Genomic DNA, 14,872 nt, shown 5'->3' on the forward strand with positions numbered 1-14,872 from the left:
TCCGAAAGGCCTCCCATGAACCTCCGCACCTCCGTCCGCACCGGGGCCGTGGCCCTGCGGGCCATGCTCGTGCTCACGCTCCTGCTCGGCGTCGGGTACACGCTCGCCCTCACCGGCATCGGTCAGCTCGTCTTCCCGTGGCAGGCGAACGGCTCCCAGGTCGACGCCGCCGGGGAGCGCACCGGGGGCTGGCCCGGCGGGGAGGAGCCCGTCGGCAGCGCGCTGATCGGGCAGCTCCCCGCCGAGGACGACCTCTCGTCCTTCTTCCCCCGCCCCTCCGCCGCCGGCGACGGCTACGACCCGTCGTCGTCGAGCGGATCCAACCTGGGCCCGACGAATCCGGAGCTCGTCGAGGCGATCGCCGCGCGGCGCGCCGAGATCGCGGTCCGCGAGGGGGTCTCGGAGGACGCCGTCCCCGCCGACGCGGTCACGGCCTCCGGCTCCGGACTTGATCCGGACATCAGCCTCCCGTACGCGCTGCTGCAGGTCCCCCGCGTGGCCGAGGCGCGCGGGATCGCCGCCGACGACGTGCGCGCGCTCGTCGAGTCGCGGGTGCAGAATCGAGACCTGGGATTCCTCGGCGAACCACGGGTCAACGTCCTGGAGCTCAACACCGCGCTCGACGCGCAGGACCGGGAGGGCCGATGACCGACGCAGGCGGATCGCCGCCGCGCGGGCGCCCCGGCGGGCGGCCGCGCGGTCGCCTGCGCGTCCTGCTCGGCGCGGCCCCCGGCGTCGGCAAGACGTTCGAGATGCTCACGGAGGGACGGCGCCTGCGCGACAGCGGACAGGACGTGGTCGTCGCGGTCCTGGAGACCCACGGGCGCGCCGCGACGCGCGCGCAGGCCGAGGGGCTGGAGGAGGTCCCGCGGCGGACGGTCGCGCACCGCGGCGTCGTGCTCGAGGAGATGGACCTCGACGCCGTGCTCGCCCGGGCTCCGGAGCTCGCGCTGGTCGACGAGCTCGCGCACACGAACGCCCCCGGCTCCCGGCACGCCAAGCGCTGGGAGGACGTCCAGGACCTCCTCGACGCCGGGATCGACGTGGTGACGACCGTCAACGTGCAGCACATCGAGTCCCTGAACGCCGTCGTGGAGAAGATCACCGGCATCGCCCAGCAGGAGACGGTGCCCGACGAGGTGGTCCGGGCCGCCGACGGCATCGAGGTCGTCGACCTGGCGCCGGAGTCGCTGCGGGACCGCCTCTCCGCCGGTCTCGTCTATCCGGCCGAACGGATCGACGCCGCGCTGTCGAACTACTTCCGCCTCGGGAACCTCACGGCGCTGCGCGAGCTCGCCCTGCTGTGGCTGGCCGACGAGGTGGACAGCGCCCTGCGCTCGTACCGCAGCCAGCACGGGATCGACGGCGCGTGGCAGGCCAGGGAACGCGTGGTCGTCGCCCTCACCGGGGGCCCGGAGGGGGAGACGCTGCTGCGACGCGGAGCGCGGATCGCCGCCCGCGCCGCCGGCGGTGAGCTTCTCGCGGTGCACGTGTCCACGCAGGACGGCCTGCGCGCGGACGCGCCGGGCGCCCTGACGGCTCAGCGCGCCCTCGTCGAGTCCCTGGGCGGGACGATGCACCAGCTCGTCGGCGACGACGTGGCGCGGACCCTGGTGGAGTTCGCCCAGTCCGTGGACGCGACGCAGCTCGTGATCGGCGTGAGCCGCCGGGGCCGGTTCGCCGCGGCCCTCACCGGCCCGGGGATCGGGGCGGAGGTCATCCGCCTGGCCGGGGCGATCGACGTGCACATCGTGACGCATGCCGCGGCGGGCGGACACGGTCGGCTCCCGCGGGTCACCGGCGGCGCGCTGGGGTGGCGGAGGCAGATCCTCGGGTTCGCGATCGCCCTCGTCGGCGGGCCGCTGCTCTCCTGGCTCCTGTTCTCCCTGCGCTCGGAGGCGTCGATCACCTCGGACGTGCTCGCCTACCAGCTGCTCGTCGTCGTGGTGGCGCTGGTCGGCGGTCTGCGCCCCGCGCTGTTCGCCGCGGTCCTCTCCGGCCTGACCCTGGACTTCCTCTTCGTCGAGCCGCTGTTCACCGTCACGATCGCGGATCCGCTGCACGCCCTCGCGCTCGTCCTGTACGTCGTCATCGCGGTGCTCGTCAGCGTCGTCGTGGACCAGGCGGCACGCCGGGCGCGCGCGGCGCAGCGGGCCGCGGCGGAGGCGGAGCTGCTCGCCGGGGTCGCCGGGAACGTGCTGCGCGGCGACAGCGCGCCGACGGCGCTGGTGAGCCGGATGCGCGAGGCGTTCGGCCTGAGCGGCGTACGCCTCGTCGCGGCGGACGGGACGATCCTGGCCAGGGACGGCGAGCCCCTCCCGGACGGCCGGTCCACGTCCGTCCCGGTCGGGCGCACCGCGGACGGGCAGCCGCGGGCGACGCTGGAGCTGCACGGCGACCCGCTCGACGCCGCCGGCCGGCGGCTGCGCGACGCGATCGTCGCCCAGCTCGCGGCGGCCATCGAGCATTCGGAGCTGCGGGAGACCGCCCGCGAGGCGGAGGTGCTGGCCGAGACCGACCGCGTGCGCAGCGCGCTGCTGTCCGCGCTCAGTCACGACCTGCGGCGCCCCCTCGCCGCCGCGATGGCGGCCGTGGGCGGGCTGCGCGGAACGCACGGGCTGTCGCCCGAGGACCGTGCGGAGCTGTTGGCCACCGCGGACGAGAGCCTGGACACCCTCTCCCGGCTGGTGACGGACCTCCTCGACGTCAGCCGGGTCGAGGCCGGGGTGCTCGCCGTGTCCTGGGGACCGGTCGACGGCGCGGGGATCGTGGTCGCCGCCCTGGACGAGCTGTCGCTCGGTCCGGATGAGATCGAGCTCGCGCTCGACGCCGACCTCGCGCCGCTCTGGGCCGATCCGGTCCTGCTCCGCCGTGTCCTGGTGAACCTGCTCACCAACGCCGTCCGGCACGCCCCGGCGGGCACCCGGGTGCTCGTCTCGACGAGCAGCCTCGGCGCGCGGGCGGAGATCCGGGTCGTCGACCGCGGCGCGGGCATCCCCGAGGACCGTCGCGAGAGCGCGTTCCTCCCCTTCCAGCGCCACGGCGACACCGACAACGCCACGGGCCTCGGCCTGGGCCTGGCCCTGTCCCGCGGGTTCACCGAGGGCATGGGCGGCACGCTCACGGCGGAGGACACCCCCGGCGGCGGGCTGACGATGGTGGTCTCCCTGCCCCTGGCCACGGCTCGCGAGGATCAGACCGGGTCGTCCCCTCGCCCGACGGCCGGCGAGGACGGGGACGAGATCCTGGCCGCCGGCCCCGGCGCGTCGCGCCTCGGACCGCTACGGCCCCTGGACCACCGCGCATCCCCCGACCCCGAGGAGGGACGATGAAACTGCTCGTCGCCGACGACGACCCCCAGCTCGTGCGCGCGCTGCGGATCACCCTGGCCGCGCACGGGTACGACGTCGTGGGGGTGCCGGACGGCGCCGCGGCCGTGACCGCCACCGTGCAGTCGCGGCCGGACATCGTGCTGCTGGACCTGGGGATGCCGCGGCTGGACGGCATGGGCGTCATCCAGGCGATCCGCGGGTGGAGCGACGTGCCGATCCTGGTGGTCTCCGGACGGACCGGATCCGCCGACAAGGTCGAGGCCCTGGACGCCGGAGCCGACGACTACGTGACCAAGCCGTTCCAGATCGACGAGCTCCTGGCGCGGCTGCGCGCCCTCGCCCGGCGCCGGACGACGGCGCCCGCGGAGGCGGTCGTGTCGTTCGGGGACGTGGAGGTGGATCTGTCCGCCAAGACCGTGACGCGCGCCGGGGAGCGGGTGCACCTCACCCCCACCGAATGGCGGATCCTGGAGCACCTCGCCCGCCACCCGGGCTCCCTCGTCACGCGGCAGGAGCTGCTGCGGGAGATCTGGGGCACCGAGCAGGTGGCCGACACCGGCTATCTGCGGCTGTACCTCTCGCAGCTCCGCAAGAAGCTCGAGCGGGTGCCCGGGTCGCCCGTGCACCTGCTCACCGAGCAGGGCATGGGCTACCGGCTCGTCCTCGATCCGTCCTGACCGATCCGCCGCGGCCGAGCCGGCGCCCGCGACGCGTCAGACGTCGCGCGAGCGCCAGAGCAGCCAGACGAAGTACGGCGCGCCGAGCAGCGCCACGATCAGCCCCGCCGGCAGCTGCGCCGGCGCGATGACCGTCCGCCCGAGCACGTCGGCGGCCCCCACGAGCACCGCGCCCAGAAGGACGGCCACGGGGATCACCCGGGTGTGCCGCGCGCCCACGAGGGCGCGGGCGGCGTGCGGGGCGACGAGCCCCACGAACCCGATCACGCCGACCGCGACCACGCTCAGCGCCGCCAGCAGCGCCGCGACCACGAGCAGGAGGAGCCGGGAGCGCTCCAGGCCCACGCCGAGCAGGCGCGGGGTGTCCTCGTCCAGCGCGATCACGTCGAGGTCCCGACGCTGGGCGAAGACGAGCGGCAGCGCGATGAGCAGGGCGATCCCGAGCGGGATCACCTGCTCCCAGATCCGTCCGTAGGTGGTCCCGGACAGCCAGGTGTACACCTTCGGGGTGTTCCACGGATCGCTGCGCAGCAGCACGAACGTCGTCAGCGCCACGGCGGCGTAGGAGATCCCGATCCCGATGAGGATGAACCGGTCGGCGCTGATCCCGCCGCGCCAGGCGAGGAGGTACACGAGCACGAAGGCGGCGAGCGCGCCCACGACCGCGCCGACCAGCATGCCGAACGTGGAGGCGGCCGCACTGGTCACGACGAGCACCGCGCCGAGCCCGGCGCCCCCGGTGATCCCGAGCAGGCTCGGGTCGGCGAGCGGGTTGCGGCTGACCGCCTGGGTGAGCGCGCCGGCGAGGGCGAGGGCCGCGCCGGCGGTGACCGCGGCGATGACGCGGGGCGAGCGCTCGTCCAGCGCGAAGGCGATCTGCGGCGGGGCCTGACCCTGCAGCCACAGGGCGATGTCGCCGGTGAGCAGGGCCGTGCTCCCCAGCAGCAGCCCGGTGAGGATCACCGCCGCGAGCGCGACGACGCCGAGCACGAGCACGATGCGGAACCGGCCGGCGCTGCGCACGCCGGAGCGGATGCTCGGCGGCTGGCGGGTCGGCCCCGAGTCCCGCAGGCGCCGCGCCATGAGGACGAGGACGATCGCGCCGAGGACCGTGGTGGCCACACCGGTCGGCACCGCGAGGGCGCCCTCGGCGCCGATGAGGGCCCGCAGCACCGCGTCCGCGAGGATCACGACGACCGCGCCCAGCAGCCCCGCCGTCGGGATGAGCAGCATGTGCCTGCCGAGCGCCGGGACCAGCCGCGACAGCAGCCTCGCGAGCACCGGCGCGCACAGCCCGACGAAGCCGATAGGCCCCGCGAGGGTCACGGCCGTGGCGGTGAGCACCACCGACAGGAGGATCCCGATGATCCGGGTGGAGCGGACCGGGATGCCGAGGGAGGACGCGGTGTCGTCGCCGAGGGAGAGCACGTCGAGCCGCCGCGCGAGGACGAGGGCGAGCGCGATCGCGATGAGCACCACCGGCGCCGCCTGGAGGAACGCGTCGATGCCCAGCTGGGAGAGGCTGCCGCTTCCCCAGGCGAGCAGTCCCTTCGTCTCCTCCTGGAACAGGATCAGCAGCGTCGAGGTGCCGGCCTGGAACGCCAGCGCGAGCGCGGATCCGGCGAGCACGAGGCGCGTGGTCGAGGATCCCGCGCCGCCGGCGAGGCCGAGCACGAGCGCCGCCGCGCCGAGACCTCCGGCGAACGCGACCCCGCCCGAGGCCCACACCGGCACGGAGATCCCGAACGCGGCGACGGCCGTCACGGCGAGGTACGACCCCGCCGTCACCCCGAGGGTGTCCGGCGAGGCCAGGGCGTTGCGCGACAGGGACTGCATGAGCACCCCCGCCGCGCCCAGCGCGACGCCGACCGCGACCCCGGCCGCCAGCCGCGGCAGGCGGGAGCCGAGGAAGAGGTCCGCGTCCACGAGGGCCGCGCCGCTGGTGCCCTGCGTCAGGTGCCACGCGCCGACGAGGATCAGCACCGCGACCAGGCCCAGCAGCACGCCGACCCCGGCGAGCAGGGAGCCGGGCCGGGGGCCGGATGCCGCGGCGTCCGTGCCCTCCCCCGGTTCCCGGCCCTCCCCCGGCCCCTCCGGTCCCGCGGGAGCCGGGCGGCGTGGGGACAGGACCGCGCCCACGCTCACCGCGGCGGACTCGTCTGGCTGCGGCACGCGCGGGTCACTTCGTGATGACGTCGACGTACGCGTCGATGATCTGCTGCGCCGAGCGCGGCCCGCCGAACATCCAGATCCCCGACGGGAACGCGAGCACGCGGTCCTCCTTCACGGCCGGGATCGACGCCCAGGCGGGGTTCTTCGCCGCGGCGGTGAGGAAGTCGTCCTCGGCGCCGGCCTCCGTGCCGGTGTGCAGGATGGTGGCGTCGCCGATCGTGGTCATGCCCTCGATGTCGGTGGTGCCGAGGCCGTAAGCCGGGTCCGTCTCACCGGTCCACGCGTTGGTGAGACCGAGCCGGATGCCGATCGCGCCCACGAGGGATCCGTCGCCGTACGGGCGCAGGGCCACGTTGCCGCCGTCCACCCAGCCGTCGAGGAAGACGAACTCCGTCACCGCCGGGTCGGCGTCCGCGACCTTCGCCTCGGCGTCCTTCAGGTGCTTCTCGAACTCCTCGGTCACGACCTCGGCGCGCTCCTCGCGACCGGTGGCCTGCGCGATGGTGTCGAATGTGGACAGCATCTGCGCGATCGGGTCCTTCGCGTCCGCGCCGATCGTGGCGAGGACCGGGATCCCGTACTTCTCCAGCTGGCCGATGATCGCGTCGTCGCGCGTGTTCGCCTCGACGATGACGAGGTCCGGCTTCGCGCTGACCAGCGTGTCCAGGTTCGGCTCCTGCCGGGTGCCGACGTCGGTGACGCCCTCGGGGAGCTTCTCCGCCGTGTCCCAGGTGGCGAAGCCCTCGGCGTCGGCGACGGCGACCGGAGTCACGCACAGCGTCAGCGCGTCCTCGATCTGCTGCCACTCCAGCACGGCCACGCGCTCGGCGGGCTTGTCGAGCGAGACGGTGCGGCCGAAGGCGTCGGTCACCTCGACCGGGCCCGTCGAGGTCTTCGTCGTGTCGTCGGCGCAGCCGGCGGCCGTGGCCGCGGCCGGGGCGTCCGAATCCTGCGGGGCGACGGACGTCGTCCCGCATCCGGCGAGGGCGAGGGTCACGGCGCCGAGGACGGCGAGGAGGGCGAGGGGTTTGCGCATGAGGGCTCCAGCTCGGGGCATCCGCGGGTTCGGATGCGGTCGGGTGTCGGGAAGAGTCGGTCGGGTCAGGCGGGGACCGCGGCGCGCACGGGCCGCAGCCGTTCGTGGTGGCGTCCGCGCGGGATGACGCGCACCCGGCCGGTGTCCGCGTCGTGGACCGTGTCGATGGTCAGGCCGTAGGCGTGCGAGAGGTTCTCACCGGTGAGCACCTCCGCCGGCGTGCCGGCCGCGAGCACTCGCCCCTCGTGCATGAGCACGACGTGGTCCGCCACGGACGCCGCGTGATCCAGGTCGTGCAGCACCACGCCGAGGGCCGTGCCCCGGTCGGCGAGGTCGCGGACGAGATCCAGCGTCTCGATCTGGTAGCGCAGGTCGAGGTGGTTCGTGGGCTCGTCGAGCAGCAGGATCCCCGTGCTCTGCGCGAGAGAGGTCGCCAGCCAGACCCGCTGGAGCTCGCCGCCGGAGAGCTCGTCCACGGGGCGATGCGCCATCCGGGTGAGGCCGGTGAGCGCGAGGGCCCGCTCGATCGCGTCGCGGTCCGCGTCGGTCAGCCCGGAGAACCGCCCCCGGTGCGGGTGGCGGCCGTGTGCGACGACGTCGCGCACCTCGAGGCCGGACGGGTGCGGGCGCGACTGGGACAGCATGGCGACGGTGCGGGCGAAGGCGCGCGCCGACAGCGTCGAGGCGTCCTCGTCGCCGACGCGCACGCGGCCGGACTCGATCCGGTGCAGACGCGCGATCGCCCGCAGGACCGTGGACTTGCCGCTGCCGTTCGGGCCGATGAGCGCGGTGACGAGGCCCGGGCGGAGCCGGAGCGACACGTCGTGCACGACCGGGGTCCGTCCGTAGCGCAGCGCGAGCGCCTCCGCGCTGAGGTCGCCGGGGGCGGTCGGCCCGGCCTCGGCGAGCGGTGCCGGACGCCGGGGCGCCGCGGAGCCGACGCGGTGCGCGGGCTCGGGCGTCGAGGTCTGGATGTCGGTCACGTTAGGGAAGCCTAACCTATAGGTGCCTATAGTGGAACCGTGACCGTTCAGCCCTACCGCAGCTTCCGGACCACCGTCTCCCGTGTGACCGCGCTCAGCCCGCACTTCACCCGCGTGACGCTGACCGGCGAGGACCTCGTCCATTTCGGCACCGACGGCCTCGACCAGCGGATCAAGCTCATGATCCCGTTCGAGGACGGCACGGTCACCGACGTCGGCCAGTTCGACGAGACGGCACCGCTCGGTGAGTGGTACGCGCGCTGGCGGACGCTCCCGGACGCGCAGCGCAATCCCATCCGGACGTACACGGTGCGGGCGGTCCGGCCCGCACAGCGCGAGATCGACGTCGATTTCGTCCTCCACGGCACCGAGGGGCCGGCCTCCGCCTGGGCGTCCGCCGCGGCACCCGGGCAGCCTCTCGTCGTCGTCGGTCCCGACGCCCGCGCCGAGGAGCGCGGAGGATTCGAATGGCGCCCCGGCGACGCGGACACCGTCCTGATCGCGGGCGACGAGACCGCGGTCCCGGCGATCTGCGCGATCGTCGAGACGCTCCCCTCGCACGTGCGCGGCGACGTGCTGGTCGAGGTGCCGGCCGAGGCCGACGAGCTCCCGCTCAGCGCGCCGGACGGCGTGCGTGTGACCTGGCTCGCCCGCGGCAGCGCGGCGCACGGCGTCCGCCTCAGCGCCGCCGTCCACGCGTGGGGCCAGGAACGGGCCGAACGCCGCCGCGCCCGGGCGCTCGTCGGCGCCGGAGCGGCGGCGGCCGGGGTGGCCGGATCGGGGGCCGGTTCAGGGACCGGTGCGGTCGCGACGGCAGAGGCTCTGAGCGAGCCGGACCCGGACGACATCCTGTGGGAGGTGCCGGAGGAGAGCGCCGGCGGGGAGTACGCGTGGCTCGCGGGGGAGGCGGGCACGATCACCGCCCTCCGCCGCCATCTCGTCCGCGACCTCGGGATCGACCGCCGCTCGATCGCCTTCATGGGCTACTGGCGCCACGGCCGCGCGGAGAACTGACCGGCCCGGATCCCTCCCCCGCCCGCCACGTCGAAACCCCCTCTCCCCACCGAAACCCCCTCCCACATCGCGTTCTCAGAGGGGGTCTCGACGGGCCGAGGGGGTCTCGACGGAGTCACACACACGAACGGGCGACGGGCGACACAGGGACGGGATCCTTCGGGACGGGATCCTTCGGGACGGGATCCTTCGGGACGGGGTCCCTTCGGGGCGAGGCTCCCGCACCGTGGACGGGGCTCAGCGGGCGTCGGCGGTGAGTCTGGCGGCGGCGACCGCCGCCTCCGTCCGCGACGAGACGCCGAGCTTGCGCAGGATCGCCGAGACGTGGACGCTCGCCGTCTTCACGCTGATGAAGAGGCGCTCCCCGATCTGGCGGTTGCTGAGCCCCTCGGCGATCAGCTCGAGGACCTGCCGCTCGCGGGCCGTGAGCTCGGCGCCCCCGCCGGCCTCGCTCTCGCGACCGCCGGATCCCGCGCCGAGCAGGCCGGAGGCGACGCCGAGATCGGCGACCTCTCGAGCGAGGCCGACGTGTCCGAGGGCGTCGACGAAGTCCGCGGCTTCGCTCAGCACCGCCGCAGCCTCGGCTCGCTCGGGCCTGCCGCGCTCGGCGGCGAGGACGCGGGCGAGCTCGATCCGTGCGATCACACGATAGATCGCCGGGACCTCGCCCTCGTCCGCCGCGTGCACGGCCTCGCGGAGCCGGGCCGGGTCCGGGAACGCCAGGGCCAGGGACACGACCCGCGCGGTGCCGCACAGCTCTTCCGGCATGCGCTCCCACGCGGATCGCAGCTCTCCCGTCAGTTCCGCCGCCTGGTCGTCCTCGCAGTCACGAAGCTGTGCCACCGCCCAGGCCGCGTCCAACAGCGGTCGGCGTCGGTGTGCGTGAGACGGTCCTTCGTCCGCCACCACGAGACGGGCCGCTTCGACGGCACGCGCGAAATCGCCCCCGCCGATCGCGATCGCGAGCTCGATCGCACGGTGGGAGTACCAGGTCTGCGATTCCAGCCGGGAGATCGACTCGATCGTCGCGCGCCATTCGGCGAGCAGCGCCTCGGCATCGGCGATCCGTCCTCGCCAGGCGAGCAGCCGGATCCGGGACATGGTGGCGTAGACGCGGTTCAGGTGCAGGGTGCGGAAGGAGACGTCCTTCTCCTGGATCTCCTCCGCGCGCGCGATCTCGCCCAGGTCGATGAGGGGCTCGATCATGTTGTGCGCGAGCAGCGACCCCGTCGAGCGGCCGACCCCGAGGCTGCGCGCGTGCTCGACACCCGCCTCCGCGATCTCGACCGCCTCCCGGTAGCGCCCGAGCAGCGCGAGGATGTCGGAGTAGTTCACCCAGTACCGCAGGCGCGCGTCGCTGTCGACGGCGTGCTCCCACGAGGAGCGGAAGTCCGCCATCCCCTCGTCGACCCTGCCGATCTGCACGCGCATCGTCCCACGCAGGTTGAACGCCACCGACAGCGGGCCCTCGAGTCCGCAGCGCTCCGCCAGTGCGGCGGCCTCGTCCGCGCGCTCGAGGCCCTCGGTGACGCGGGCCGTGATCATCAGGCGCCCCGTGAGGTGGTTCAGCAGCGTGGCACGCAGACGGTCGTCGTCGACCCGGCCCTCCATCTCCTGCAGCGCCTGCGAGAACAGCTCGATCGGTCCGGGACGGCCGAGGTTCTGCAGATAGTGGGCCTTGTCGCGCAACAGCCGCACGTACACCGCGGGGTCGGTGGCGGACGGGTCCGCCTCGTCGAGCGCCAGGTTGACGACCGCCAGCGAACGCTCGCCGTCTCCCGCGTTGCGCAGGATCGACCCGAGGCGTGCGAGCAGGGTGATCCGCTCCAGCCCCACCGCCTCCGCGGCGTCGGGGACCTGCTCCCACAGCTCCAGGGCCAGCTCGCCGAACCGCGCCGCCGTGGAGAACGCATAGCTGGCCTTGGCCTGCATCATCGCCTCGACGGCGGCGATCAGAGCCCGCCGGGCGTCGTGCGCCTGATGCCAGTGGAACGCCAGGGCAGGCGCGAGCGAGACCGCGGTCTCGGCGGCGATCGCCTCCAGCGCCTCGCCGTAGGCCCGGTGGAGACGGGCCCGCTCCCCGGGCAGCAGATCGTCGTGCACGGCCTCTCGGAGCAGCGCGTGGCGGAATCCGTAACTGTCGTCGCCGCGTACGGCGAGCACGGCCGCGGTCGTCGCCTCGCGGACCGCCTCGTCCAGCCGCTCGTCGTCGAGGCCCGCCAGGCTCGCCAGCAGTGCGTGGGGTACCGCGCCGTCGGATCCCGACACCGTCCGGACCACGCGCTTGGCGTCGTCGGAGAGCAGATCGAAGCGGGCCAGCAGGAGGTCGCGGAGGGAGTCGGGGATAGGGCCCTGCGCGTTGCAGGCGAGCTCCTCGACGAAGAACGGCACGCCCTCGCTGCGTTCGAGCAGCCGCTGGAGCGCCGCCTCGTCGACCGGCCCGGACAACGCCTGCAGCAGCCGGCGCACCGCGGCACGGCCGAGGCGCTGCAGGGCGAGCCGGTCCAGAAGCCGGGCCCGCTCGGCCTCGACGAGGAACCGGCGCACGGCACCGCCGCGACGCACGTCGTCGATCCGGCAGGTCAGCACGAAGAGCACCGGTCGTCCCGCCAGGACGCGCAGAAGGAAGGAGAGCAGGGACAGGGTCGCCGCGTCCGCCCAGTGCAGATCCTCGATGAGCACGACCACGGGCGTCCGCGCGGCGGCCGCCTCGAACAGGTTCGCGATCGCCTCGCGCAGCCCCTCGGGCCCGGTGACCGTGCGGTCCACGGGCGCGCCGCCGAGCTCCGGGAGCAGCAGTCCCAGTGCATCGCGGCCCGGTCCGGCGGCATCCGCCGCCTCGGCGCCCAGCTCGGCGAGCAGGCCCCGGAGGATGGCGGGCACCGGACCGTAGGGCGCCGGCGTCGAGCCGTAGTCGAGGCACCACCCGGTGAGCACCGCGGCCTGATCGCCCACCGTGTCGCGGAACTCGCGGAGCAGCCGCGACTTCCCGATCCCCGCCTCGCCCGCCACGAGGACGGAGGCGCTCTCGCCCGCGCGAGCCCGCCCGAGGGCGGTGATCAGCCGCTCGAGCTCGGCATCGCGACCCACCATCTCGGCGGCGGGAGCGTTGAGGGACATGGAATCATCGTCCCACCAGCCACCGACATCGGGGCCGACTCCGCCGACAGCAGACCGATGGTCGTTCCCCGATGTCGTCACACGAAACCCCCTCCCCTCGCCGAAACCCCCTCCCACACCGCGATCTCAGAGGGGGTCTCGGCAGGCAAAGGGGGTCTCGAGAATTCTGGAGGGCTTGAGAACGGGGAGTGGGACGCCGTCCCGGGGCGGCTCAGGTCCAGACCGCCCCGGGACGACGACCGGGGTCGCATCCCGCGAGGGATGCGACCGGACGTGCCATCCCTGAGCACGTCGGTCTCGGAGTTCGTGTCGCGGATCGGGGTCACGCCGCTCCGACACCGCACGGCACACGCTCGGAGGACTCCGCGGAGGCTTCGGATCCGGCGGTGAACGCCCCGGATCCGGCGACGGCCGCGGCCGGCGCCGCGGCTCCGGCGGCGTGGGCGGACGTGCGGGCAGGCGTCGACCGGGAAGCCGCACGCGGGTCCGACGCGGGAGCGGCCGGACGCGCGGACGCCGAGGACGCCGCGCGGACCGCCGACGCCCGCGGCGACACCGACGCAGCCGGTGCGGCCTCCTGCGTGGCCGGGCGGCGCACGGCAGAATCCCGGCCGAGCCAGCGGCGCAGGCGGGTGCCGAACCGCTCCGTGGTGAGGGTCTGGTCGGCGTGCTCGGCGGCCATCCGGGCACGCTCGGCGCGACGGGCGGCCTCCTCGATCTCGAGGGTCGTCACGCGGTAGCTGAGGTAGGGGTGCACATCCACGGCCTTCTCCTTCTGCTTCTTCTCTTCTTCGACACCCCTACGCTCCTCGCTAAGGCCCCCGTGCGGGATCGGGCGGATGCCCTATCTTCGGCTCCGGGCGCCTCAGACGACCCGGCCCGCGGATGCGGGGACGGGCGCGGCCGGGGCCGGCGCACTAGCGTGGAGCCATGCGCATGACCGCGATCCGCAGCGCCCGCCGGGGCCCGCTGCTGCAGGTCGTCAAGTCGGCCGCGGCGACCATCGCGGCGTGGCTGCTGGCGGGCTGGGTCGTGCCGGGGCAGCTCCCGGTGTTCGCCGCCATCGCCGCGCTGCTGGTCGTCCAGCCGAGCGTGAATCAGTCCTTCGCGAAGGCGATGGAGCGCAGCTTCGGAGTGATCCTGGGCGTCGTCATCGCGATGGCCCTCAGCCTCGTGCTCGGGCGATGGAGCTGGATCGTCCTGCTGGCGGTCGTGGTCGCCATGATCGTCGCGTGGGCGTTCAAGGCGACGCCGGGAACCGCGAACCAGGTGGCGATCTCGGCGATGCTCGTGCTGGCACTCGGGTCGTCGAGTCCGGACTATGCCGTCGCCCGCATCGTGGAGACGCTCATCGGTGCCGCGGTCGGCCTCGTCGTGAACCTCCTCGTGGTGGCGCCCGTGCTCGTCGCACCGGCGCGCCGCGACCTGGCGCTCCTCGGCGGAGAGGTGGCGGCGAGCCTGGACCGCCTGGCGGAGGCGCTCCCGCAGACGACCAGCCCCGCCCGGCTCCAGGAGCTCATGCTGGAGGCGCGGCTGCTGCGCCCGATGAAGGCCGCCGCCGACGCCTCCCTCGCGGCGGGCGAGGAGTCGCTGGCCTTCAACCCGCGCGGATCCCGGCACCGCGACGAGCTCGCCGCCCTGCGCGCGCTCCTGGATCGGATCGGCCCCGTCGTGACCCAGGTGATCGGGATGACCCGCGCCTATCTCGACCACTACGACGACGCGCTGCCGGAGGAGCCGGCGGTCGCGGCCATCGCCGAACAGCTCCGCCGCGCCGGGCACGACGTGCGCCTGGCGGTGCAGCTCGCCGAGATCGCGCCCGAACCGGAGGCCCTGACCTCGACGATCCCCGCGCTCACCTCGCCCCTGTCGCTGCGGCCGCCGTCCTCCGCCCACTGGGTCCTCATCGGCTCTCTCACCGAGGACCTCCGCCGGATCAGGGCCGAGCTGCGCGACGAGGACTGATGCGGGTCACGGGCGCACCCCGCCGTACGCGAGATCGACGTAGCGCTGGGGCAGCTCGTCCCCCGCGAGCCGGGTGACACTGGTCGGCTCGTCGGAGTAGGAGTCCTCGCCCGCCACCCGTCCGCTCTCGTCGATGGGCCAGAGCAGGAGCTGCCGGGCGACGACGAGATAGTCCGCGTCGGGATCGTCTGCCGCGAAGCCGGCCGCGGCCGCCGCCGCCCCGCGGTAGATCATCTTGAGCGTGCCCTCCGTGACGAGGGTCTCGTCGTCGAGAACGAGGCGGTCGATGACGTACTCCAACACGTTCGACCGGCTGCCCACGAACGCGGCGTAGTAATCCCGTACCGCGTCGCGGCCCTTGGGCCCGACATCCGCGCCGCCCACCCAGAAGTGGTACTGCGGATCCGCGGACACGGTGGCCATGAGCGCCTCGAGGTCGCCGTCCGCCTCGGCCTTCATGTGCGCGATCACCACCTCGAGCATCGCGCGATGCCGGGCGTCCGAGGTTCTCGCGAGGCGCTCCTCGAGCGGTCGCCAGGTACGGGTGGGGTCGATCACGGCCATGGTCACTCC

The 14,872-nt window shown here is 74.2% G+C and carries 11 protein-coding genes; 5 read left to right on the forward strand and 6 right to left on the reverse strand.

The window, feature by feature from the left end; all coding sequences use genetic code 11:
• Positions 1-15 precede the first annotated feature (15 nt).
• The 3 genes from kdpC to K8F61_RS11935 are packed head-to-tail and all read left to right on the forward strand — an operon-like array spanning position 16 to position 4,009.
• Entirely contained in the window at positions 16-648 is a 633-nt protein-coding gene (kdpC, locus tag K8F61_RS11925; RefSeq protein ID WP_231819263.1) for a potassium-transporting ATPase subunit KdpC, read from the forward strand.
• The gene (locus tag K8F61_RS11930; RefSeq protein WP_231819264.1) at positions 645-3,332 is read left to right on the forward strand and encodes a sensor histidine kinase; all 2,688 of its coding nucleotides are present in this window, start codon (positions 645-647) and stop codon (positions 3,330-3,332) included. Before kdpC ends, K8F61_RS11930 begins: the two co-directional genes overlap by 4 nt.
• On the forward strand, positions 3,329-4,009 hold the full coding sequence (locus K8F61_RS11935; RefSeq protein ID WP_231819265.1) for a response regulator: 681 nt from the start codon (positions 3,329-3,331) through the stop codon (positions 4,007-4,009). The genes K8F61_RS11930 and K8F61_RS11935 overlap by 4 nt, the downstream gene beginning before the upstream one ends.
• 36 nt (positions 4,010-4,045) lie before the next feature.
• Here K8F61_RS11935 and K8F61_RS11940 read toward each other — a convergent pair whose 3' ends face one another.
• The 3 genes from K8F61_RS11940 to K8F61_RS11950 form a co-directional block, all read right to left on the reverse strand.
• Entirely contained in the window at positions 4,046-6,181 is a 2,136-nt protein-coding gene (locus tag K8F61_RS11940) for an iron ABC transporter permease (protein WP_336246418.1), read from the reverse strand.
• Positions 6,182-6,188: 7 nt separating this feature from the next.
• Entirely contained in the window at positions 6,189-7,217 is a 1,029-nt protein-coding gene (locus K8F61_RS11945; protein ID WP_157518363.1) for an ABC transporter substrate-binding protein, read from the reverse strand.
• Positions 7,218-7,282: 65 nt separating this feature from the next.
• Entirely contained in the window at positions 7,283-8,191 is a 909-nt protein-coding gene (locus K8F61_RS11950; protein ID WP_372449963.1) for an ABC transporter ATP-binding protein, read from the reverse strand.
• A gap of 48 nt (positions 8,192-8,239) precedes the next feature.
• On the opposite strand from K8F61_RS11950, the gene K8F61_RS11955 reads away from it, so the two are divergent.
• Positions 8,240-9,214 carry a siderophore-interacting protein gene (locus K8F61_RS11955; protein WP_231819266.1) on the forward strand — a complete coding sequence of 325 codons (975 nt, stop codon included), beginning with the start codon at positions 8,240-8,242 and terminating at the stop codon, positions 9,212-9,214.
• 237 nt (positions 9,215-9,451) lie between these two features.
• On the opposite strand, the gene K8F61_RS19065 is transcribed toward K8F61_RS11955, so the two are convergent.
• Together K8F61_RS19065 and K8F61_RS11970 are read right to left on the reverse strand one after the other, a co-directional pair.
• Entirely contained in the window at positions 9,452-12,334 is a 2,883-nt protein-coding gene (locus K8F61_RS19065) for a helix-turn-helix transcriptional regulator (protein WP_269456624.1), read from the reverse strand.
• A gap of 322 nt (positions 12,335-12,656) precedes the next feature.
• Positions 12,657-13,097, reverse strand: coding sequence for a hypothetical protein (locus tag K8F61_RS11970; RefSeq protein WP_231819267.1), 441 nt, complete (start codon positions 13,095-13,097; stop codon positions 12,657-12,659).
• A gap of 167 nt (positions 13,098-13,264) precedes the next feature.
• On the opposite strand from K8F61_RS11970, the gene K8F61_RS11975 reads away from it, so the two are divergent.
• Positions 13,265-14,299, forward strand: coding sequence for an FUSC family protein (locus tag K8F61_RS11975; protein ID WP_067247987.1), 1,035 nt, complete (start codon positions 13,265-13,267; stop codon positions 14,297-14,299).
• Between the two features lie 6 nt (positions 14,300-14,305).
• Here K8F61_RS11975 and K8F61_RS11980 read toward each other — a convergent pair whose 3' ends face one another.
• On the reverse strand, positions 14,306-14,863 hold the full coding sequence (locus K8F61_RS11980; protein ID WP_231819268.1) for a nuclear transport factor 2 family protein: 558 nt from the start codon (positions 14,861-14,863) through the stop codon (positions 14,306-14,308).
• Positions 14,864-14,872 lie beyond the last annotated feature (9 nt).

Source organism: Microbacterium resistens, assembly GCF_021172025.1.
In the GTDB taxonomy this organism is placed as follows: Bacteria; Actinomycetota; Actinomycetes; order Actinomycetales; family Microbacteriaceae; genus Microbacterium; species Microbacterium resistens.